Here is a 22,417-nt window from a genome sequence, read left to right as displayed (position 1 = left end):
AGGGACTTTTCGATGACGCCCCGGGTATGGTCCATTCGTTCAGCGTGAGCGGTGCGGAAACCGGTGCAATCCCGGTGCGGTCGCGCCACTGTGACCCGCGGTCGACTCGAGAGTCGGTTCGCGGGGAAGCCAGACCCGTCGCTCACGGACCCACGATGGGGCGCGCTCACCCCGGAAGGACGGGCCCGACCATGCCCGATTCACCCCCCGCCACACCTCCTCACGCAACGGCACTCCGCCGCCTGGCCGCCGCCTGGACCCGAAGAGACTGGCTCGAAGTCGGCGCGTTGGCGGCCGTCGTCGCGGCTTTGCACGTCGTCGGGTTCGGTGCCCTGATCCTGTTCGTGGCACCGCACCACTACCAGGTCGGCACGCAGGTCTTCGGTATCGGACTAGGTGTCACCGCCTACACCTTCGGGCTTCGCCACGCCTTCGACGCCGACCACATCGCCGCCATCGACAACACCACCCGCAAGCTGATGGCCGACGGCAGCAAGCCGAAATCGGTCGGATTCTGGTTCGCCATGGGACATTCGACGATGGTGCTGCTGATGGCAGTCCTCGTGGTTGCCGGCACCCGTGCCGTCAGCTCTCTGCTCGACGACGATTCGCCGACCAAACATGCCCTGGGCCTGGCCGGCACCGTGGCATCCGGCGGCTTCCTGTGGCTGATCGGCATCATCAACCTCGTTGCCCTGATTGGGATTTGGCGGGTGTTCACCGGCCTGCGCGAGGGCCGGTTCAGCGAGCAGGAACTCGAGGAGGCTCTCGACAGCCGCGGATTCCTCGCCCGCATCCTGCGTCCGGTCATGACGCGGATCAAGAGGCCCGCCCAGATGTACCCGGTCGGCGTCCTGTTCGGTCTGGGCTTTGACACTGCGACCGAGGTCGCACTACTGGCGCTGGCCGGCACCGGCGCAGCTGCCGGACTGCCGTGGTACGCCGTACTGGTACTTCCCGTGCTGTTTGCCGCCGGGATGAGCCTGATGGACACCGCAGACGGGCTCTTCATGACGGTTGCCTACGACTGGGCCTTCGCCAACCCGGTCCGCAAGATCTACTACAACCTGTCGATCACCGGGCTGTCCGTTGCGGTCGCATTACTCATCGGAACGATCGAACTGGTCTCGGTGTTGCACGACGACCTCGATCTGGAGGATCCGTTCACCAACTGGGTCAGCGCGATCGACCTCAACAACGCCGGGTTTGCCATCGTCGGGCTGTTCGTTCTCACTTGGCTGTGCGCAGTGACCTACTGGAAGGCCGCCGGCGTCGAGAAGCGTTGGCAGGTGCAGTCGCCGACCGATTGACCATTCGTTGGCGCCGGGCCACTCGATCGTGTCGGCCCCGGCACGGGTGTCGGATCACTCCTGTCCGGACACCCGTGACCCGAGGAGCGACGCCACCTGTTGCTCTTTTCACCCGTGTTCGATGAGCCCCAAAACGACCAGCGGGGAACCAACCCTCGTCTTCTCACGACTTAGTACCAAACGCCCCTGCAGTGGCTACGGAAACGGAAACGGGGACATGGCGAAGCTGAGACGTCTGGGCGACCTCGAACGGGCGGTGATGGACCACCTCTGGGATACCGGCGGACCGCAGACGGTACGCGAGGTCCGGGAGGCCCTCTGTTCCCGCCGTGAAATGGCCTACACCACCATCATGACCGTCTTGCACCGGCTTGCCGGCAAGAATCTGGTGCGGGAAATCCGAGACGACCGAGCCTTTCGGTACGCCCCGGTCCACGGGCGTGACGAACTGGTGGCCCGTTTGATGGTCGACGCCTTGAACCAGGTCGCCGACCGGGTTGACCGGCAGGCCGCGCTCGTGCACTTCGTCGGACAGGTCGGACTGGACGAGACCGCCGCGCTGCGGCGCGCGCTTGCCGAGGTCGACGGTCACCGCCTCGAGACGTTCAACCAAGGAGCCGTTCCATGCCCGACGTCCTGACCTCCGGCCCGGATTACTTTCCCGGCTGGGTGAGCATCGTGTTCTCCGTCGGCCTCGCCCTCGGCGTCCTTCATCACCTACCATGCCTGATCTTCGGGCACGCGAACAGGTGGTTCCACGCCGGACACACCGCGATGGCGCTGTCGATGATCTACATGTTCCTGTCGATGTCGTACCACTGGAACTGGCTGCCGTCCGCGTGGCAGATGTGGTTCTTCATGGCCACGTCGATCGCGATCGTCGGCTATCTGCTCACCAAGTTCGTCCGCGGACAGAGCGTGAACCTGCTCTGGATTCTGTTGCTGGCGCAGCAGGCGGCGATGGCCTACATGTGGTACCCGATGACGGACTGGAACGCGATCCTGGTCTTCGTTCTCGTGTCGTGGTTCGCCATCGAGACGTTCGGCTGGGCTGGGAACGTCCTGCCGGATGACGTTCGCCACCGGGAGAACCGCCATTGGCTCCCTTACGAGCTGGTGCCCAAAGGGATTGCCGTACAACGAGTGACGATGCGACAACCCGCGACCGCAGGTTCAGCGACATCACAGTCGACAAACGCAGAGGTGCGCCATGATCGGGAATGTCACACCGGCGGTCACCTCGTCGTGTCTGATTGGAAAAACCGCACGTTGATGGCGATCATGGCGCTGTCGATGGGTTACATGTTCTACGGCATGGAGCTCCTTGCGATCGCCATGCCGCCGATGCACTAGCGCGCGGGTGAGACCAGCTTGGCCCGGTACCTCGGAGCTATCCCGCGCAGCCTTCCTCGTTGACAGCCCGCAACAAATCGTCGCGCGCCCGGGCCACCCTCGAGCGGATCGTGCCGATGGGGCACCCGCTGACCTCGGCGGCCTCGGCGTAGGTCAGCCCGAGAACCTGGGTCAGCACGAGGGCCTCGCGGCGCTCGGCGTCCAGTCCGTCGAGAAGCATTCGGATCTCGACCATCTCTTCGATCCGGTCGCCGCCCCGGCGGGCGCCTAGTACGTCGTCCAAATCCAGGACGTACGCAGGTCGGGGCCGGCTGGTGTTGTAGCGGATCTGGTCGACGACCACCCGACGGGCAATGGACATCAACCAGGTCTTCGCCGTCGAACGGCCGCTGAAACGGGGCAAGGACTTGATCGCCCGCAGGAAGGTCTCCTGCGTCAGGTCGTCTGCGCTGGCCGGGTCGGCCAGATAGGCGACAGTCCGCCAGACGTCGCGCTGGGTGGCCTCGATGAACTGGGTGAGAGCGGCACGGTCGCCTCGGCCTGCAGCTTTGGCGAGGTGAGTAACCTCGTCATCATCGCATGTCGCCACGAGTACGGAGCTTAAGGCATCGGCTTCGGGAACTCTTCGCAGCACTGTGACGACTTTGTTTCCTAGGGCGCCAAGGGGCGCAGTCGGTTGAAGATGAGGTGGAGTCGACGATGTCCATGACAACCGCCGTGGCGAGCGATGGCACGGCCGATGCACACCGAGTGCAACTCGACGTAGCGGGCATGTCGTGTGCTGCATGTGCGGGCCGGGTCGAGTCGTCGTTGAACAAACTCCCCGGAGTCAGGGCATCAGTGAACTTCGCCACCCGGGTGGCCACGGTCGAGGCAGGCTCGGATCTGTCCCCGCAGGAATTGTGCGACGCCGTCGAGCGCGCTGGCTACGAAGCGCAGCCTCGCGTAACGGGTGGTGACCGCGACGTCGATCCCGACTCCGACCACGCCCGCCACCTGATGATCAGATTGGCCGTCGCGGCAGTCCTCTTCGTCCCGCTGGCCGATCTGTCGGTGATGTTCGCCGTCGTGCCCAGCACTCGCTTCACCGGTTGGGAATGGGTGCTCACCGCCTTGGCCGTGCCCGTCGTGACGTGGGCCGCCTGGCCCTTTCACCGGGCGGCTCTGCGCCAGGCTCGCCATGGCAACGCATCCATGGAAACGCTGATCTCCGTTGGCATCACCGCAGCGAGCATCTGGTCGCTCTACACCGTGTTCGGAAACCACCATTCCAGCGGCAGCGGCCGCGGCATCTGGCAGGCATTGCTGGGCAGTGACGCCATCTACTTCGAAGTCGCAGCGGGCGTCACCGTCTTCGTCCTGGCCGGGCGGTACTTCGAGGCCCGCGCCAAGTCCAAGGCGGGCGGAGCGTTGCGCGCTCTGGCGGCGCTGAGCGCAAAGGACGTCGTCATCCTGCTGGCCGACGGGTCGGAGATGACCATCCCGGCCGACGAACTCAAGGAGCAGCACCGCTTCGTCGTGCGCCCCGGTCAGACGATCGCCGCGGACGGTCTCGTGATGGAGGGCTCGGCCGCCGTCGACATGAGCGCCATGACCGGGGAGGCAAAGCCGCTGCGGGTGGATCCGGGCGACAGTGTCATCGGTGGCACGGTCGTGTTGGACGGCAGGCTGATCGTCGAGGCCGCCGCAGTTGGTGCCGACACTCAATTCGCCGGGATGGTCCGCCTGGTGGAGGAGGCCCAGACGCAGAAGGCTGACACGCAGCGTCTCGCCGACCGCATTGCTTCGATTTTCGTGCCCTGCGTGTTCGTCATCTCAGCCCTGACCGCGACCGTGTGGTTGATCGCTGGCGGCGGACCCGACCGCGCGTTCGCGGCGGCACTGGCGGTGCTGGTCATCGCCTGCCCATGCGCGCTGGGCCTGGCCACACCGACTGCCATGATGGTGGCGTCGGGCCGGGGGGCCCAACTGGGCATCTTCCTCAAGGGCCACCGGGCGCTGGAGGCGACGCGTGCCGTGGACACCGTCGTCTTCGACAAGACCGGCACCCTCACGACCGGTCGGCTGACGGTCAGCGCCGTGGTGGCGGCACACGGATGGAATGCGGATGCCGTCCTCGGATTCGCGGCGGCCGTCGAATCGGCCTCCGAACATGCCGTCGGGATTGCGATCACTGCGGCGTCTGCCGACTACGGGACGGTTGACGACTTTCGCGCGGTGCCGGGCCGCGGTGTCACGGGCGTGGTGTCCGGCCGATCGGTGCGTGTCGGCAAGCCGTCGTGGATCGCGCCGGCGCGCGAATCCCAGATCATGATTGCAGCCCGGCGGCATGCCGAAACCCGGGGCGAGACCGTGGTCTTCGTCGAAGTCGACGGCGAGCCATGTGGTGTCATCGCGGTGTCCGACACCGTGAAGGAAACCGCGGCCGATGCCGTCGCCGCCTTGCATGCACGCGGACTGCGGACCGTCCTTCTGACTGGTGACAACCCCGAGTCCGCAGCCGCCGTCGCCGCGCGCGTTGGCATCGACGAGGTCATCGCCGACGTCCTGCCGGACGGCAAGGTCGACGTCATCGAGCAACTCCGCGGGCACGGCCGCGTGGTGGCGATGGTCGGGGACGGCATCAACGACGGACCCGCACTGGCCTGCGCCGACCTGGGCATGGCCATCGGTCGGGGCACCGACGTCGCCATTGGCGCCGCCGACATCATCCTCGTCCGTGACGACCTGGCGGTCGTGCCGCAAGCACTCGACCTCGCCGCCGCCACGATGCGCACGATCAAAACCAACTTGGTGTGGGCCTTCGCCTACAACGTCGCCGCCATCCCCGTCGCCGCACTGGGACTGCTCAACCCGTTGGTCGCCGGGGCGGCGATGGCGTTCTCGTCGTTCTTCGTGGTGTCGAATAGCTTGCGGCTGCGCAACTTCGGGCCGCACCGAGATCGCACCGCGGCCCAGGAAGAACACGCCGTCGACGCGGCGGACGTTCGACGTTGACGGCGGAACGGGGTGACTGTCGCCTCCGGCGACGACTACGCCGAATGGCGCGCCGTCTAGGTGCAGAATAGCTCCTCCCGCCGATGCGGTGTACGCCCCAACGTGGGGCAGTTTCACGAAGCAGGAGGACGCCAGATGGTTCGAAAGTCCGGAGATCGGTACGAATGCAGTGAATGCGGATCTACGCTGCGATACGAAAAGGACTGCCCCTGCTGTTCGGACAGTGCTCACTCAGAAGTGAGCTGCAATAAGCCGATGACGAAAACTACTGCATAAGAGGGCGACTCGGCCGTAGATTGCACTTCTCACTCAAGGATTCGCGAACCTTATATCAGGCTGCGACCGTTCAATGGGTGTGACGATCACCGCGAGCCAATGGACGGTTAGCGTCACGACGGCGATGTCAGCGATGATCAACCATGTCAAAGGTGTGTCGGGGCGGCCCGTCCGGACCCACCAAAAGGCGCCAATCCCGACGACCGATGCGAGTCCACAGCTGTACGCCGCGACGCAGCACCAACGATAGCGACGCACGGCAAGCGCCAGTCCAGACAGAATCGATGCGGTTGAGAGCATCACCACGGCGGCGGTCGGCACGTAGCCCGCGACGTCGATCCGCCACAACATCACCGTCGCAAACAGCGATCCCACGAGTGCCCATCCAATCACCGAACGGCGGCGTCCGAGCCAGACTTCTTCCAGCACGTGGTGTTCGATGTCGTCCAGCATGCGCTCGACAGTGCGCGCCTTACCGGCCACGTCCATCTCCTCAACTGGGCGCGGTCGACGGGCCCAATCAGTAGTCGGACGAACCGGGGTGATGGTTCCGGCGTCTAGGCAGGGTTGAACAGGCGGCGCTCGAGGATGGGGTTGTTCTGCATCTTGTGCAGCCCCTTGGCGGCTGCCAGGACACCGAGATCCGCGAGGGGTTCGACGATGATCACTAGCATGTAGGCGGCGCCGAAGGTCACGATGTCTGTGACGGTCTGACTGGCGAAACCCTCACCGTAAAGGGCCCAGAAGGCAACCCACGACACGATCCCCGCCTGGTAGGTCGTCGAAAGTGCAAGTGCCTGACGGTACTTCAGCTGCACGTAGGGAGTCTCCGGAGCGATCACCTTGCGTGCGACGAACTGCAGGGCGAACAGCGGCACCAGTAGCGTGGTCACGTTCATGCCGTATTGCGGCAGGTCGAAGGGCGCGAAGAACAGTCCCTGCAACAACAGGCCACCGGCCAAACCAAACGCCGCCGGTGCCGCACCGAAGATGAGGAACAGCGTCGAGCCCAGGATGAGGTGCACTTCCGACACGCCCACCGGGTAGTGCGGGAACACCTGGAAGAAGACGAACACCAGGGCGGTGGTCGCCGCCGTGCGGGCCACCAGCGCACCCAGTCCGCGATCCTTGAACAGCTGTCCCGCCAGGTATAGCGCGTAGGCCCCAGCGCCACCGGCAGTGACGTAACTCAGGATTATCTTCGGACCCTCGACGATTCCCGGTTCGATGTGCACTGCGGCGCCCGCCTTTCCTCCACCGGGACGCGACCTGCCCCCCTGGTGAATAGTCGCACGGCGGCACCGACGAGTTCCCTAGCAATTTGGATGGTTTTTCATTTTCAGCGACGAGTGCGGGCCAGTTCGCGCAACATCGCGTTGTAGGCGTCGAATTCGTCGTCGGCATAGTCGGATTCGGCACGCCGATCGGACCGAACGGATACCCGCCGATCCTGCCGCGCCCACTGAGCGACGAGCGCGACGACCACCAGGATCACCGGCAATTCGCTCGATCCCCACGCGATCGCGCCGCCGAGATGTTGGTCGCTCTGGATGCTCGACAACCACGGAAGACCGACGAATCGATAGAACTGCTCACCCATCGCGGTGTTCATCGTCATCGTCGCGATCCCGAAGAACGCGTGAAACGGCATGACGGCGAACAGAAGCCCGAGCCGGCCCAAGAACGGGAGCTTGCGGGGACCCGGGTCGATTCCGATGATTCCCCAGAAGAACAGATAGCCGACCAGCAGGAAGTGCACGCTCATCAACTCGTGACCCCAGTGATAGCGGATCAAGGTGTCGAAGATCGGCGTGAAGTAGACGGCGTACAACGAAGCCACGAACAGGATGAACGCCACGATCGGGTTGGCGAGCAGCGCGGTCGCCTTCGAGTGCCCCAGCCACAACACCCATTCCCGAGGACCCGGGGGGTTGCCGTCCCCCGCGGACGGCAGCGTCCGCAGCGCCAGGGTGACCGGGCCGCCCAACACGAGAAGCACTGGGACGAACATGTTCAACGTCATGTGCTCGGCCATGTGCACGCTGAACATCGCCGAGCCGTAGGCCTTCACCCCCGAACTGCTGGTGAACAGCAGCATCAGGCAGCCCACCAGCCAGGCCAGCAACCGACCGGCCGGCCAGGCGTCACCGCGCCGACGCAGTCGGACGTAGCCGAGCACGTACGCGCTGCCCATCAGGACCGCGCCAACTCCGATGAAGGCGTCGAAGCGCCACACGGTCAGGATCGTCAGCACGCTCGGCGGGTCCGGCAGGTCGTACCCCAGGAAGATGTCCCACGTGGTGAACTCGTGCTCGAGGAATCTCGGCGCAGGCTGGGTCGCCATCGACGCGGTCAACGCCACCACGGCGATCATTGCCACCGCGCCCGCGACCTGGCCCGTGGAGCCAGATGAGCGTCCGCCGCGCCGCAACGACGCCAGCGCGATCAGGTCGCTCGCCCACACCACCAGCAGCACTCCCGCGCTGATGGCTCCGGCCCATCCGTACGTCGTGCCAAACAAACCGCCTGAGCCAAGCAATGACGCCAACAGCATGGCGCCGTAGCCAAGAACGATCGCGCCGCACACCGTCTGCATCACCATGATGCGGTAGCCGGATTCCTTCACCGGCGGTGCAGTCGCCGCCGCCACTCTGACACCGACAAGCGTCGCGAGTGCCGCTACGAACACGATGGCGGCACTGGTCGCGTAGTCGTGGTCCGGCCCCTGCCCGGCATTTCCGCTCACCGGGACGGCCACGACCCCGATGAGAGCCGGAAGCAGCAGCAGCGCGTGGGTGACCCATCGCACCGACAGCCGCGCTGCCAACGTCACGACGACGGCGGCAATCGCCACTACGACCCACGCCCGCGACATCTCCGAGGCCTGTAGCGACTCCGCCACCCTGCCACTGACGAGCAAGCGCGTCACCGACACTCCGGCGTCGCTAGCGGCTTGGACGAGCACCATCGCCGTCGCCGCGATCGCCCACAGCGTTGATGCCCGTTCGACCATCAGATGGGCGCGGAACGCACCCCCGTCGATCACACCCCGTGCATCGGGAAGCGCAGTCGTGACGACGAACACCAGGCCACCGAACGACAGCACACCGGCCAGCGTCGCGAGGAAGTACCCGACGGGTTCGACCACTGCCGTCAGGACACCGGGATAGGAGTTCCCCGTCGAGGCGTAGACGCGCCCGCCTGTCACCAGCGCGTACCACGCTAGGCCGGCCGCCGTGGCCACCACAGCTGCAACCAGCGTCGGAACCGGGCGAAGTATCGTCACCCCGGAATCCAGTTTCGGTGTGTGCCCAGTTTTCACGGTCACGACCTTTCACCAGCGCACGGGTACTGCGTCCAGACTACGACGGCTGGTCGTAGACCTTGGAAGTCGTCGGAACTTTCCTTGCGTCGGCTCCGACCATTGCACACGAACCCCGACAGTCGAAACGGAGCCTTGTACAGCGTGAACCGCACCTCAGCAGACGAATCCGACCGCCCAAGTCAGCCGGGACCACGATGATCCCGGATTTGCTGTTGCGCTGGATCGTCACCGCGCTGTTCCTGTTGAGCGCGGCCGAATGCGGGTACGCCATCGCCACTGGGCGGCGGGTGTGGACGCACATCGTCAGCCAGGTGCTGCACCTCGTCATGGCCCTGGCGATGGTGGTGATGGCGTGGCCCTGGGGAATGACGCTACCCACGACGGGTCCGATGCTCTTCTTCGCGGTGGCAGCGGTCTGGTTCTTCGCCTTCACCCTCGCTCGTTCCGGCCACCGCGGCATCAACGCGTACCACGCGGCGATGATGCTGGCGATGGTCTGGATGTATGCCGTCATGAGCGGCAGCCTGTTACCCGCGACGAGCGGCGGTACGAGTCCGGCCGGGGGCCCTGGCGGGCACCATTCCATGCCCGGCATGCCCGGGATGGAGATGCCCGACGCCGCGGACAGCTCCGGAACTCCACCGTTCATCACCGGTGTCAACTGGCTGTGCGCCGTGGGTTTCGCTCTCGCGGTGTTGTGGTGGCTCTACCGATACTTCGGCGAGCGCAAGGCCGAACCGTCGCAACCGTCCCACCGATTCCTCGGGACCGCCTCCCAAGCGATGATGGCCGCAGGAATGGCCCTCATGTTCGGGGCGATGCTCTAGCGTTTAGGCAGCCGAACCATCAGTGGGCCACAGGTGTCCACGCCTTCTGCCGCGGGAAGCGTTGCCCGGCAAGATGATCTCTGGCTCGGGCTCCGCGACGCGCGCTTCCGGGGGTGGGATGGCGGTCTGGCGCCACAGCAGAATCGCCATAACGGCACCGATGACGATCGGAAGATGCGTCAGCACCCGCGTGGCGGTCACGGTCCCAGACATCGCATCGGCGACGACGTAGACCGTCAGCAGCCCGACGAACACGCCCAACACGCCGGCCAAGCCCGCGGCGACGCTCGGCCACACGGCCGCGGCGACCATGACCACGCCGAGCGTGATCGACCATGCCGTGGACTCGTTCAACAGATGTCCACCCGATCCCATGCCGTGCTCATGGCTCAAACCGACACTCAATCCCAGCGCCTGGATGGAGCCAACGGCGATCTGCACGACGCCGACCCCCACCAACGCCCACCGCTGCCAGGACATCCGTAGACGCGGCATTCCGCGCACGCGGCCGAGGCTCTGATCCGGTAGCGCTACCGGGCGCTGAGCGATTCGGCGCAAGCTCGCAGCCTGCACGGCCACCCGCTCGAACCAGACCCGGCAATCCGCACAGCCACCGAGGTGCTCGTCCACCCGGGCAGCGGGCACCGGCTCGCGCTCGCCGTCGATCCGCGCTGACAGCGCGTCCCGGGCCACGTCGCAATTCACCCTTCTATAGTCGCTCACGATCGCCGGATTGTTCCCCGCACCCGGCGACTGCGGCAGATGTGAAGCCCGCCTCGAAATGGCTGCATTAGTCGTGATTTGGGCCCGGTTGGTTCCCGGAGTCATCATGTTTGCCCAGGTGAGACCGGCTGTGAGAGCGTGGGGTTCGCGCTGGCGTGTGCCCCGCGCGACACCTTTCCATGCCCGAGAACTGACATTGGAGATCCGATCTGCGATGGCCATCACCGAAACCGAGCGGCAGGGCCGGATGCCGGCAGCCGACAAGTCCGGGTATCGCGCCTTCTTCCTTCGCTTGCACTTCTACGCCGGGGTGTTCGTTGGTCCGTTTCTCTTGGTTGCAGCACTCAGCGGCGGGTTGTACGCGATGGCCCCAAGCATCGAGCAGCTCGTCTACCGCGATCATCTCCACGTCGACGCCACCGGCCCCGCCCTGCCGCTCTCCGATCAGGTGCGCATTGCGCAACGGGTTCGGCCCGACCTCACCGTGACCGCCGTCCGGCCGGCCGCCGAGCCCGGCGAGACGACGCGGGTGATGTTCAGCGATCCGACGCTGGGACCGTCCGAACGCCGCGGCGTATTCGTCGACCCGGTGAAGGGTGAATCCCTCGGGGAGCTGACCGTCTACGGCAGCAGCGGCGCATTGCCAGTACGAACCTGGATCAGCAACCTGCACAGAAGCCTGCACCTGGGGGACCCCGGCCGCATCTACAGCGAACTGGCTGCATCATGGCTCTGGGTCATCGCCCTCGCCGGGCTCGCCCTGTGGGTCAGCCGTTACCGCCGCACGAAGATCCGCCGTCCCGCCGAGGCTCGCCTGCTGACCGTGGAACGAAGCGCTCGGGGACGGGCCCTGACCCTCAATTGGCATGGTGCAGTGGGCCTCTGGATCGCGGCGGGCCTGTTGTTCCTGTCGGCGACGGGACTGACCTGGTCGACGTACGCGGGCGCGAACATCACCTCCTTGCGGGCGGCCATGTCGTGGACGACACCGACGGTTACCACCACCCTGGAAGACGGGGGCGCGACCGCGGCGTCGGCTGAGGAGTCCGCCCACGTCGGGCACGACCATGGTGCTGCCGGCGAATTCGACCAGCCTGCAACGGCTTCCGCGCCCCGTGTCGACGAGCTGGACGACGTGGTGGAGGCCGCTCGGGCTGCGGGCATCGGCGGCAAGGTCGAGGTGAGCATTCCCTCACAGCCCGGCACCGCGTTCACGGTGGCCCAAACTCGACAGCCGTGGGTCATGTCGAACAACGCCGTCGCCGTCGACGGTGCCACCGGACGGATCACCGACGCGTCTTGGTTCGCCGACTGGCCACTCGCGGCGAAACTGTCGGCCTGGGGCATTCAACTCCACATGGGCTCGCTGTTCGGGTTGGCCAATCAGCTCGTGCTCGTCGCCCTTGCCGCCGCGCTCGTCACCGTCATCATCCGCGGTTACCTGATGTGGTCGCGGCGCAGGCCCACCACCGGCGGCCGTACCGGTGGGCGGCCACCCCGCCGGGGGGTGCTGACGCATCTGCCGCCGGGTGCCGCAGTCACCACGGTGGTCGCCGCCGTCGTGATCGGTTGGTTCGTCCCCCTCCTCGGGATCAGTCTCGCGGCCTTCCTATGCGCGGACGTCCTGATCGGACTGGTACGTCATCGGAGGTCCCTCGATCGAGAGAATGCGTTGCCAGGATCTTCGCGACCCTGACCCCGGCCCACATACCCCTGGCGCATGGTCGCCGAGGGAACGCAAGCAAGCGAAAGGAGCTCTACATGGTTCAGACGTTCTCCGTCGACGGCCTGCATTGTCAGGGGTGCGCGGACACCGTTTCCTCTGCCATCTCAGGACTGGCCGAGGTGAGGTCCGTACGAGTCGTCCTCGACACCACGGGGTCGTCGACCGTCGAGATCGACGCCGCCGAGCAGGTGACCGTGGCCCAAGTGCAGTCCGCACTGGACGCAGAAGGGAACTTCGCGGTCCTGGACAACTAGCGGCAACAGGCGTCGACCCCCGTTCCGTTTCAGGTCGGGGGTCGACGTCGGTTTGGGATGGTTCCCGAAGCAGCTCGTCAGCGAGCGGTGGCCGCGGCGTAGCGGTCGGATACGGTCGCCCAGTTCACCACCTGCCACCAGTCGGTCAGGTACTCAGCCCGGCGGTTCTGGTGCTTCAGGTAGTAGGCGTGCTCCCAGACGTCGTTACCGAGGATGGGTGCACCCTTCACGTCAGCGACGTCCATCAGTGGGTTGTCCTGATTGGGTGTCGAGGTGATCGCCAGTTCACCGCCGTGCCCGACGATCAGCCACACCCAGCCCGAACCGAACCGCTTCGTCCCCGCGTCGTCGAACGCCGCCTCGAATGCATCGGTCGAGCCGAACTGACGGTCGATCGCGGCCTGTAGCGCTGCCGAGGGCTGGCCGGACTGCGCCGGCGGCGCCATCGTCGCCCAGAAGAAGCTGTGATTCCAGTGGCCGCCTGCGTTGTTGCGCACCACGTCTGGAAGCGTGCCAGCGGCCTCGACGAGCTGCTCCAAGGACTTGTCCTGGAGTGCGGGATCCGCCGCCACCGCCTTGTTGAGTGCGTCAACGTAGGCCTGATGATGCTTGTCGTGGTGGAGCGTCATCGTCTCGGTGTCGATAACCGGCTCCAAGGCGCTGGGCGCGTAGGGCAGCGGCGGGAGGGTGAACACGGTTTCCGCCCTCGCGGGCGCCGCGTCATAGGTGGTTGCGATGCCTGACACCGTCAGAGCCGCCCACACGGCGAGGGCGGCAATACTCGTGCGTCTCATCAGACTCCATCTCTTGCGCGGTTTGAGAGGGTGAGTTCGTTCTTGGCTCGTTGCCCCGAGTGCCATCACATTCGTCGCACCGCGGACCTGTTTGGTTCCTGGGAGCCGCCAGGCCATCCGCTGGATCGACCCGCCAGCGGATGAAAGGCACCACCCCGGGAACCATGGGGGGCATCGACGCGACTAATGCCGTGAACGCGATGTCTGCCTGCCCGCCGATGTCCGCCAAGCCCGAGGGGAATGAATGAGCTCGACGACGACTTCGACGCGCAGCGGCGACGCAGCGGTCCTGCGCCGGATATTCCGACTGCACTTCTGGGTAGGCCTGTTCGCAGCGCCCGTGCTGGTGGTGCTGGCCTGCACCGGACTGGTGATCCTGTACAGCCAACCGTTGGACAACTGGCTGAACGGCGACCTGCTCACAGTCACCCAGGGACCGGAAACGGTACCTCTCGACCAGCAGGTGGCCACCGCGCAGCGACAGGTCGGCGAGGGCTACACACTCGAAGCCGTCACCCCGCCCGATGCTCCCGGACACTCCACGCGGGTCGACTTCCTGCCTCCCGATGCTCCCGCCTACCCGGCCGGCGAAGCCAACAACACGCAGGTCTTCGTCGACCCCTACACCGGCAACTACCTCGGACAGCGCAGCGCGTTGTCGGGACTCGTCGGTTACGCCAACCAGGTGCACCGGATGTTCGGCAACGACGGGCCGAAGATCCAGTTGCCATCACTCGGGCACCTGATCGACCCGACGTCCTACCCTGACGCCACCATTCCCGTGGGCATCGGAAATCTCTGGATGGAGGTGACGGCGGGATGGATTCTGGTGCTCCTGGGCAGTGGCCTCTACCTGTGGTGGCCGAGGGCCATCCAAAGCGCCAAGCCGCTGCTGAAGATCCGGTGGGGCAAGGGCGGTCGCATCCGCTGGCGCGACCTGCACGCGCTGACCGGGGTCGTGCTCTCGGTGATTCTGATCTGCTACGTCCTGTCGGGGCTGACGTGGTCGCGGTACTGGGGCGAGAACTGGCGGGCGTTCTCGGCTACCGTCGCCCCGTCGACGTCCGTCGACGCACCTTCGACGCCCGCGAAGATGGGCGACTACGACCGGTTGGGTCGGCGCATCGCGTGGGCGGCCACCGACGACCCGGTGTACGCCTCGCAACCCGGCGGCCCGACGGCGAGTCCAATATCGTTCGCCGACGTCGACCGGATCGCGAAGGACGAGGGCATGGTCCCCGGCTACGCGATCATTCCACCCTCGAATTCCACCGAGAGCGGCGAAACCACCTGGGGCAGTTACACAGTGGTCAACCGCTGGCCGCAGAAACTGTCCGAACAGAGAACGCTCTACCTCGACCAGTTCACCGGGGCGACCATCACCAATGCCACCACGGCGCAGGACGGGGCACTGTCGCGGTTGACGAGTTTCGGCATCGCGATGCACATGGGCAACCAACTCGGCGTGCTCACCCGCATCTCGGCCACCTTGGCATGCCTGGGGGTGCTGACCAGCGTGGTGACCGGATTCCTGATGTGGTGGAAACGTCGACCCACAGGGGGCACCGGTCTGCCCAAGCCCGCCAACGCCGCAACCCGCGCCGCCACCCCGAAGCGCGCAGTGAAGGCAGTGTCGATCGCTGCAGTCTTCTTGGGAGTGCTCTATCCCGCGTTCGGCGTATCGGTGCTCGTGGTGCTCGGTGTCGAAGTCGTGCTGTCCATTCGCCGCAGATCACGTGGTGCCGAGGTCGAGCCCGTGGCGGTTGCCGACGAACTGGCTGCCGACGACGACGAAGTCCCCGTGACCGTTGACGGCGGCGAGGACGTCCCCGTCGGCGCGTTGCAGTGATCGCTGCGGCGTAGGTCAGGTCGCGGGACTGCCGTCGTCCTTCCAGTGGGCCGCAACCTTCTTGCTCGGCTGCACGCGCGGCGGTTCGCCCGGCATCTTGGGATAGCTCGGCGGGTAGGGCAGGTCGGCGAGGCCGCGTTCCTCGTCGGCGGCCACCATCTCCAACAGCGGCTCGATGGAGTGCGCCACCTTCTCGAGGTCGGCCCACGGATCCTTCCGGCTGGCAACGAGTTTCGGCACGGTGGAGATCGTGTAGTCGTCGGGGTCGGCCCCGGACAGGTCCGCCCACGACAGCGGGGTGGACACCGTGGCGATCTGAGTGCGCCGCGCCGAGTACGCCGACGCGAAGGTCCGGTCGCGGGCGTTCTGGTTGTAGTCGATGAAGAGCCGCTCGCCCCGTTCCTCCTTCCACCACGACGTCGTCACCCGGTCCGGCGCGCGCCGCTCCACCTCGCGGGCCAGCGCGATCCCCGCCCGCCGGACGGCGATGAAGTCCCAGTCCGGCTTGATCCGAATGAACACGTGCACGCCGCGGCCACCGGACGTCTTCGGGTAGCCGACGAGGCCGAGTTCGTCGAGCACGGGTTTGAGCACCTCGACGGCGATCTCGGCTGCGTCGGTGAAGTCGGTGCCCGGCTGCGGGTCGAGGTCGACGCGCAACTCGTCGGGATGTTCGACGTCGGGGCACCGCACCTGCCACGGGTGGAACGTGATCGTGCCCATCTGCGCGGCCCACGCGATCGCCGACGGGTGGGTCACCTTCAACGCGTCGGCGGTCCGGCCCGACGGAAAGGTCACCTGACACGTCTCCAGGTAATCGGGATGCTTTGCAGGAACACGCTTCTGGTAGATCTCCTCGCCGTCGATGCCGTCGGGGAAGCGCTGCAGATGCGTGGGGCGGTCCCGCAGCGCCGCAACCATGGGCTGCGCGACGGCGAGGTAGTAGTCGAAGAGCACCCGCTTGGTGCCACCGGCGCCGAGCTTGGGGAAGTACACCTTGTCCGGGCTGGTCAACCGGACGGCCACGCCGTCTATGTCGACTTCGGTTGCAGGACTGGCCATTCAGCTCTCCAATACGTCGGAAAGGTCGTAGTTCAGCGGGACGTCGAGCTGGGCGAAGGTGCAGCTTGCGGGTTCACGGTCGGGCCGCCAGCGCAGGAACTTCACCGCGTGCCGAAAGCGCCGACCACTGTGGCCGTTGCCCTCCATCTGGTCGTAGGCCACCTCGGCCACCCGCTCCGGACGCACCGGGATCCACCGCTTGTCGGCCGCGGAGTTCCACCGGCTGGGGTCGCCGTCGCGCGCGTCGCCATCGCGCAGCGGCTCCAGCTCGGCCAGTAGCTTGATGCGGTCCTTGACGCTGAAAGACGCTGCGCCGCCGATCATCTGCAGCTCGCCGTCGTCGTCGTACAGACCGAGCAGGATCGATCCGACGCCCTCGCCGCTCTTGTGGACGCGGTATCCGATGGCGACGCAGTCGGCGTCGCGCTTGTGCTTGACCTTGACCATGTCGCGCTTGCCGGGAAGGTAACGTCCGTCGAGCCGCTTGGCGATCACCCCGTCCAGCCCGGCCCCCTCGAAGGTGGTCAGCCACTGTGTCCCGAGCTGCGGGTCCTCGGTGGTGCGGGTGACGTGGCACCACGTCTTCTCGGTGACCAGCTCGAGGAGCGCCTCCCGGCGCACGCGGAACGGTTGGTCGAGCAGCGACCGGTCGGCGGTGGCAAGCGCGTCGAATCCGATGAAGTGTGCGGGCGTCTGCTCGGCCAGCATCGTCACGCGGCTCTCGGCGGGATGGATGCGCTGACTCAGCGACTCCCAGTCAAGGCGGATGCGTCCGTCGACCTCCCGGGGCACGACGACCTCGCCGTCGAGGACGCAGCGGGGCGCGAGCTCGTCACGCAGCGACTCGACGAGTTCGGGGAAGTACCGCCCGAGTTCCTTGCCGCTGCGCGATTGCAGCACCACGTCGTCGCCGTCGCGGAAGACCAGCGCCCGGAAGCCGTCCCACTTGGGCTCATAGGACCAGACCCCGGCCTCGTCGGGCACGTTGACCGCCGCCTTGGCCAGCATCGGCTCGACCGGCGGCATCACGGGGAGGTCCATGGTTCCCATCCTGGCTCATCAGTCAATGCGGGCCGGCCCATTGCTGCCCAAGGAAGGGACTACCCGCTAGGGCGAAACTCATCACCGCTGCGAGACACGTCATATCGTCGCGTCTGCCATCCCATCACCGTCGGCGGTGGTTTCACCTCGCGGCGCAGTATCTTCCCGGTTGGACCGGTTGGCAGACCGTCGACGAACCAGATGTGGCGCGGATATTTGTAGGCCGCAACCCGCTCCTTGGCGAAGTCGGACAATTCCTCGACGTCGACCGACAATCCCGACTTGAGTACCACGGCGGCGCCGATCTCCTCGCCGAGGGATTCATGCGGTATGCCAACCACGGCTACTTCTGCGACCGCCGGATGCTCGTGCATTGCCTCCTCGACTTCGCGAGGATAGACGTTGTATCCGCCGCGAATGATCAAGTCCTTCTTGCGGTCGACGATGAAGTAGTGGCCATCGCGATCGACTACGGCAATGTCACCGGTCGAGAACCATCCTCCGCGCAGTGATTCCGCGGTGGCTTCGGGTTGATTCCAGTAGCCCTTCATCACGTTGGGGCCCTTGACCTGAATCTCACCCGCACTCCCCTCTGGCACCTCATTCCCCTCGTCGTCGACCAGGCGTAGCCGCACACCGTGAACCGGGGTGCCAACCGAGCCGGGCCGACGTTCCTCCCCGGGATGGTTGAAGGTGGTGACGGGCGATGTCTCGGAGAGCCCGTAGCCTTCGAGGATCATTACACCAAAGGTCTTTTCGAAGTCCTTGAGCACTTGAACTGGTAATGCCGAGCCCCCGGAGACGCACGTGCGCAGAGACGCGGTTGATCCCCGCGGTAACTGATCTGCGACTGCGAGCAGAGCGGTGTACATGGTGGGCACGCCTGCGAACACGGTGACCTGGTCAGTGGCAATCCGCCCAATCGCCAACGCTGGATCAAACCGCGCCAGGAGCGACAACGTACTACCGGACGCGATGGCGGCGTTCATCGCGCAGGTCATGCCGAACACGTGAAACAAGGGCAGACACGCGAGCACCACGTCCATCTCGGTGAGTCGGATTAGACTGCTACGAAACGTATTTTGGTTGCCTCCCAGGTTGCCATGCGTCAGCTCTGCGCCCTTGGGAGTGCCCGTGGTGCCGGAAGTGTGCAGCACTGCCGCGGTGTGCTGTGATCCGCGCTCGACGGGATCGCCAAAAGAGGGCAGGCCCGCCGTCATGGCTGCCAGCAATGCGTCGTCGACGAGATGCAACACCGTATTCGTACGCTCGGCCGCCTCGGTCGCGGCGGAAGCGAATCCGACACTGCCGATCAACAGCCGGGCCGCCGTGTTGGCCAATTGAAACTCCACCTCGCCTGCTTGTAGCAGTGGATTCATGGGCACTGCGATGGCGCCGACCCGCCAGATGGCGTAGTACGAGATGGGCGCCGCCGCGATGTTGGGCAACATGACGCCGACCCGATCTCCCACTCGAACGCCGCTGCGGTGCAACAGTGTCGCCAACCGCGCAACAGCGGCGTCAACCTCCGCGTAGGTCATGTTGACCGTCTCGGTGATCACGGCGATGCGGAGAGGATGGCGCTGCGCCGAATCTACAAGGTTGAGTGCGAGATTCGCCATGCTGGCCCCGTCCATGCTGGATGCCCGAAAAATCACACCGCGGTACGGCCGCCGTCAACGGACAGCGCTGCGCCGTGCACGAAGCTCGCTGCGTCGCTGATCAGGAATACGACGGCCGAGGCGATCTCGGCGGGGTCGGCAACGCGACCCGCAGGCGCTTGCGCGGCCAGCGCGTCGAGCGCCTCACCCAGTTCAGCCGAACCGGGGGTACGCGTCGGGCCGACGGTTACTGCATTGACCCGAACGCCTCGCGGCCCGAATTCGGCAGCCCAGCTCTTGGTCAAGAACAGCAACGCAGCCTTGGTTGCGCCGTACACGGACATTCCGGGCAGCGCGAATTCGCCTGCCATGCTGGCCACGTTGACGATTGCCCCCCTACCTGTTTCGGCCATCGCAGGTGCCAATGCACCGACCAAGTAGTAGGGCGCGGCGAGGTTGGTCGCGATTGCTGCATCGAATCCGCTCTCGGGCATGTCCGCCGTCGGAGCGATGATCCCCACTGCCGCATTGTTGACCAGGATGTCTACGTTTCGATCCGCGATCTGCTGAGCCCGAGCGGCCAGATCCTTGGCTGCCGCAGCACCTCCCCCGAGGTCAGCAGGAATGAAGTCCGCCCGGCCGCCGGCGCCGCGCAGGTTGCCGACGACCCGCTCGCCCCGTTCCGCGTCGCGTCCACAGACCAATACGTGGGCCCCACGGTGAGCCAGTTCCGTTGCTATCGCGGTCCCGATGCCGCTCGTCGAACCCGTCACCAACGCCGTCGATCCTGCCAAGTCCAAAGTCATATCCCGAACGGTAGACACAAGTTTTTGGAACTTCCAATCCAATCTAGTTTGGCACCAATGTCTTTGGCGTTAGTGCCTGACGGGACTGCAGACAGTCGAGCATGGCGTCCAACGCCACCTGCAGCGGCTCGGGGTCGCCGTTCAGCTGGGTGAGCACGAGCCCACCGATGGCGGTAGCCAACGTCATGGTCGCGAGGGCGTCTGGATCAGCGCTGCGCGGGAGCTCCCCGTTGGCGTGCATGGTTCGGTATCCAGCGCGAATTCCGTCCTCACATCGGCGAAAGATCCGCGCGAGCTGGCCGACCGTGTCGACGTCGAGATCCATCAACCCGGTGCCAAGCGTCACGATGGGACAACCACCTGCCGACCGCGACTCGCGCTGCGCCTCGACGAGGCGTCGGCCCCACGACCTCACGGCGTCCGCCGACTCGAAAGCGCCCAGCATCGACTCACCGACCGACGACAGGGAGTCCTGACGGTCGACGACGGCGGCGATCAAGGCCTGCTTGTCGGCAAAGTAGTGGTAGATCTGGGAGCTGCTCACGTTCGCCTCGGCGCGAACGTCCTCCAGGGTCACGCGGGTCACGCCGCGCCATCCGATTAGACGATCAGCCGCTTCCACGATTCGTTGCCGGGTGTGCTCACCTTTTGCAGTGTGCCTCAACGACTTTCTAGACATGGCGCCCTCCTGCGCAGCCGATCGCGCAAGCGCGACCGAGAAGTGACGGCGTGCGCTCGCCGAGACCGCTCCATCGATGATTCCCATTCATAGGTACACCGTACGCCTCACCGGCCCCCTCCGGCTTCGCCAAATCCGGGGGTGTTGACACTCGGATCAGTACGTTGTACTCATTGATGCGTACGCCGTACTTATTGTGCGTTCCGATTGAGGGGAAAGAGGACATGACGACGACGACCGACGCGAGCTTCGATTCAGACGGCACCCGGTGTGCGGCCTGGTTGACCTACCCCGATGGGCCAGGACCGCACCCGGCGGTCGTCCTGATCCACGGTCTTGGCGCGACACATCAGATGATGTTGGAGCAGTACGAACAGGCTTTCAGCGCAGCGGGAGTAGCCACACTCGCTTTCGACTACCGCACCACGGGAGCCTCCGCGGGCAGCCCTCGCCAGCGGCTGTCAATGCGGCGCCAACACGCCGACGCGCAGGCTGCCTACGATTTCCTCAAGTCCGACTCGCACATCGACGCCCGGCGGGTGGGCCTGTGGGGCACCAGCCTTGGCGCCATGCATGCGCTGCGCCTGTCCAGCGAACGCAGTGACGTCGCCGCAGTCGTGGTTCAGTGCCCGATCGTGTACGGCCCGGGCGCCGCACTGCACTCCGGACTTGGACCCGTGTTCAGGATGACCCCGCCGATCATCGAAGACGTGGTTCGCGCCGCCACCGGATCCGCACGCAAGTACATTCCCATCGTTGGCGCCCCGGGGGGCACAGCCGTGGTCACCGCGCCAGGCGCACTCCAAGGCTGGAACTCCACGGCGCCCCAGGATTCTCCGTTCGACAACCGGATTGCGGCGGCCAACGCCCTGGGTCTCGCAGTGATCAGCGCGAAGCGCAAGGCATCGAAAATCAAAGCCCCGCTGATGATCTGCGTATCCTCCAAGGAGAACTTGATGGATGTCAAGCACGTGTACGACGTGGCTGGTGCCGCTCCGAGGACGACGGTCCGTTCCTATGACGGTGACCACTTCGAGATCTACCATCCCCCGCTAGTGCACACGTTGGTGGCCGACCAAACAGCCTTCTTACGTAGGGAACTGCGTGTCGAACCGTGACTTGCTCAAGCGCCAAGACCACCACTTCGTGGACTTCGCCCGCTCGCTGACGCCCGTGGAGTGGACGCGGCCGAGCCTGTGCTCCGAGTGGACCACACATGACGTCCTCGCTCACCTCGTCATCGGATACAGCATCTCCGTGCCATCGCTCTGCTGGTCGATGGCGAGGCATCGGATGGATTTCGACGAGACCAATACCTCACTGGCGCAGCGCCTTGCACACCGCTGCACTCCAGAGGAACTGATCGGCTCCTTCGAACTGCTGATCGACCATAGGCATGGGATCGGACGCGTGTTCCCGCCCGGGCTGCTGCTGGGCGACCACGTCCTGCATCATCTCGACATTGCCCTGGCACTGAGCAGACCAGCCGACGTGCCCGAGGAGATAGTCGACGCGGTTCTCGCCACGGAGGTTGGCCTACCCAATCCCTTCGTTCCCGCGAAGCGAAACGCAGCGGGCCTGACCCTCCGCGCAACGGACACGGGCTGGACGTCAACGGCCGATGGCAACGCATTCGGCGTGGTCGAGGGAAGAGCAGCGCACCTCGCATCGGCGCTGGCGGGACGCCCACGTGCACTCGCCTTTCTTTCCGGCGACGGAGTGTCAACTCTCAGCTCCAGGATCGTCGCACCATCCGGCCACGCCCGACGTGACGCTTGACCTGTTCGGCCACAT

The 22,417-nt window shown here is 65.6% G+C and carries 21 protein-coding genes and 1 riboswitch; of the genes, 10 read left to right on the top strand and 11 right to left on the bottom strand.

Annotated features, from left to right (window positions below):
- Positions 1–55: 55 nt before the first annotated feature.
- Positions 56–135, top strand: a riboswitch (cobalamin riboswitch).
- Between the two features lie 56 nt (positions 136–191).
- From B1790_RS01415 to B1790_RS01405, 3 genes are all read left to right on the top strand, one after another.
- Positions 192–1,310, top strand: coding sequence for a HoxN/HupN/NixA family nickel/cobalt transporter (locus B1790_RS01415; RefSeq protein WP_079921355.1), 1,119 nt, complete (start codon positions 192–194; stop codon positions 1,308–1,310).
- 217 nt (positions 1,311–1,527) lie between these two features.
- Complete coding sequence (locus B1790_RS01410) at positions 1,528–1,950, top strand: BlaI/MecI/CopY family transcriptional regulator (RefSeq protein ID WP_079921354.1); 423 nt, start codon at positions 1,528–1,530, stop codon at positions 1,948–1,950.
- On the top strand, positions 1,935–2,663 hold the full coding sequence (locus B1790_RS01405) for a DUF5134 domain-containing protein (RefSeq protein ID WP_079921353.1): 729 nt from the start codon (positions 1,935–1,937) through the stop codon (positions 2,661–2,663). Before B1790_RS01410 ends, B1790_RS01405 begins: the two co-directional genes overlap by 16 nt.
- A gap of 37 nt (positions 2,664–2,700) precedes the next feature.
- On the opposite strand, the gene B1790_RS01400 is transcribed toward B1790_RS01405, so the two are convergent.
- Complete coding sequence (locus B1790_RS01400; protein WP_079921352.1) at positions 2,701–3,252, bottom strand: sigma-70 family RNA polymerase sigma factor; 552 nt, start codon at positions 3,250–3,252, stop codon at positions 2,701–2,703.
- Between the two features lie 116 nt (positions 3,253–3,368).
- Between B1790_RS01400 and B1790_RS01395 the strand changes: the two genes are divergently transcribed.
- The gene (locus B1790_RS01395) at positions 3,369–5,660 is read left to right on the top strand and encodes a cation-translocating P-type ATPase (protein WP_079921386.1); all 2,292 of its coding nucleotides are present in this window, start codon (positions 3,369–3,371) and stop codon (positions 5,658–5,660) included.
- 309 nt (positions 5,661–5,969) lie between these two features.
- Here B1790_RS01395 and B1790_RS01390 read toward each other — a convergent pair whose 3' ends face one another.
- The 3 genes from B1790_RS01390 to B1790_RS01380 form a co-directional block, all read right to left on the bottom strand.
- Complete coding sequence (locus tag B1790_RS01390) at positions 5,970–6,419, bottom strand: hypothetical protein (RefSeq protein ID WP_142270954.1); 450 nt, start codon at positions 6,417–6,419, stop codon at positions 5,970–5,972.
- Between the two features lie 74 nt (positions 6,420–6,493).
- Complete coding sequence (locus B1790_RS01385) at positions 6,494–7,171, bottom strand: energy-coupling factor ABC transporter permease (RefSeq protein WP_079921350.1); 678 nt, start codon at positions 7,169–7,171, stop codon at positions 6,494–6,496.
- Between the two features lie 104 nt (positions 7,172–7,275).
- The gene (locus tag B1790_RS01380) at positions 7,276–9,222 is read right to left on the bottom strand and encodes a cytochrome c oxidase assembly protein (RefSeq protein ID WP_233164878.1); all 1,947 of its coding nucleotides are present in this window, start codon (positions 9,220–9,222) and stop codon (positions 7,276–7,278) included.
- Positions 9,223–9,455: 233 nt separating this feature from the next.
- On the opposite strand from B1790_RS01380, the gene B1790_RS01375 reads away from it, so the two are divergent.
- A complete protein-coding gene (locus B1790_RS01375) occupies positions 9,456–10,088 on the top strand; it encodes a DUF5134 domain-containing protein (protein ID WP_079921349.1) in 633 nt (210 codons plus the stop codon).
- 3 nt (positions 10,089–10,091) lie between these two features.
- Here B1790_RS01375 and B1790_RS01370 read toward each other — a convergent pair whose 3' ends face one another.
- Positions 10,092–10,793, bottom strand: coding sequence for a zf-HC2 domain-containing protein (locus B1790_RS01370; RefSeq protein ID WP_079921348.1), 702 nt, complete (start codon positions 10,791–10,793; stop codon positions 10,092–10,094).
- Positions 10,794–11,025: 232 nt separating this feature from the next.
- Between B1790_RS01370 and B1790_RS01365 the strand changes: the two genes are divergently transcribed.
- Together B1790_RS01365 and B1790_RS34555 are read left to right on the top strand one after the other, a co-directional pair.
- Positions 11,026–12,507 (top strand): PepSY domain-containing protein, encoded by a 1,482-nt coding sequence (locus tag B1790_RS01365; RefSeq protein WP_079921347.1) that lies wholly within the window; start codon positions 11,026–11,028, stop codon positions 12,505–12,507.
- Positions 12,508–12,572: 65 nt separating this feature from the next.
- Positions 12,573–12,791, top strand: a complete 219-nt coding sequence (locus B1790_RS34555) for a heavy-metal-associated domain-containing protein (RefSeq protein ID WP_158083729.1) — start codon at positions 12,573–12,575, stop codon at positions 12,789–12,791.
- A 77-nt stretch (positions 12,792–12,868) separates the two neighbouring features.
- Here the strand turns inward: B1790_RS34555 and B1790_RS01355 are convergent, their stop codons facing one another.
- The gene (locus B1790_RS01355) at positions 12,869–13,585 is read right to left on the bottom strand and encodes a superoxide dismutase (RefSeq protein ID WP_079921345.1); all 717 of its coding nucleotides are present in this window, start codon (positions 13,583–13,585) and stop codon (positions 12,869–12,871) included.
- Between the two features lie 244 nt (positions 13,586–13,829).
- On the opposite strand from B1790_RS01355, the gene B1790_RS01350 reads away from it, so the two are divergent.
- Positions 13,830–15,434, top strand: coding sequence for a PepSY domain-containing protein (locus B1790_RS01350; protein ID WP_079921344.1), 1,605 nt, complete (start codon positions 13,830–13,832; stop codon positions 15,432–15,434).
- Between the two features lie 15 nt (positions 15,435–15,449).
- Here the strand turns inward: B1790_RS01350 and ligD are convergent, their stop codons facing one another.
- From ligD to B1790_RS01325, 5 genes are read right to left on the bottom strand one after another with little or no spacing between them, the layout of a single operon-like run.
- Positions 15,450–16,496 carry a non-homologous end-joining DNA ligase gene (gene ligD / locus B1790_RS01345; protein WP_079921343.1) on the bottom strand — a complete coding sequence of 349 codons (1,047 nt, stop codon included), beginning with the start codon at positions 16,494–16,496 and terminating at the stop codon, positions 15,450–15,452.
- Complete coding sequence (locus B1790_RS01340; RefSeq protein WP_079921342.1) at positions 16,497–17,546, bottom strand: ATP-dependent DNA ligase; 1,050 nt, start codon at positions 17,544–17,546, stop codon at positions 16,497–16,499.
- A gap of 50 nt (positions 17,547–17,596) precedes the next feature.
- Positions 17,597–19,159 (bottom strand): long-chain fatty acid--CoA ligase, encoded by a 1,563-nt coding sequence (locus tag B1790_RS01335; RefSeq protein WP_079921384.1) that lies wholly within the window; start codon positions 19,157–19,159, stop codon positions 17,597–17,599.
- A gap of 32 nt (positions 19,160–19,191) precedes the next feature.
- Positions 19,192–19,944 (bottom strand): SDR family NAD(P)-dependent oxidoreductase, encoded by a 753-nt coding sequence (locus tag B1790_RS01330; protein WP_142270952.1) that lies wholly within the window; start codon positions 19,942–19,944, stop codon positions 19,192–19,194.
- A 43-nt stretch (positions 19,945–19,987) separates the two neighbouring features.
- Entirely contained in the window at positions 19,988–20,623 is a 636-nt protein-coding gene (locus tag B1790_RS01325; protein WP_079921382.1) for a TetR/AcrR family transcriptional regulator, read from the bottom strand.
- 224 nt (positions 20,624–20,847) lie between these two features.
- On the opposite strand from B1790_RS01325, the gene B1790_RS01320 reads away from it, so the two are divergent.
- Positions 20,848–21,741 carry an alpha/beta hydrolase gene (locus B1790_RS01320; RefSeq protein WP_079921341.1) on the top strand — a complete coding sequence of 298 codons (894 nt, stop codon included), beginning with the start codon at positions 20,848–20,850 and terminating at the stop codon, positions 21,739–21,741.
- On the top strand, positions 21,728–22,402 hold the full coding sequence (locus B1790_RS01315; protein WP_079921340.1) for a maleylpyruvate isomerase family mycothiol-dependent enzyme: 675 nt from the start codon (positions 21,728–21,730) through the stop codon (positions 22,400–22,402). Before B1790_RS01320 ends, B1790_RS01315 begins: the two co-directional genes overlap by 14 nt.
- Positions 22,403–22,417: the final 15 nt, after the last annotated feature.

The sequence above is a fragment of the Mycobacterium sp. AT1 genome (genome assembly GCF_002043095.1).
Lineage (GTDB): Bacteria > Actinomycetota > Actinomycetes > Mycobacteriales > Mycobacteriaceae > Mycobacterium.
This window is presented reverse-complemented; position numbering and strand designations above follow the sequence as displayed.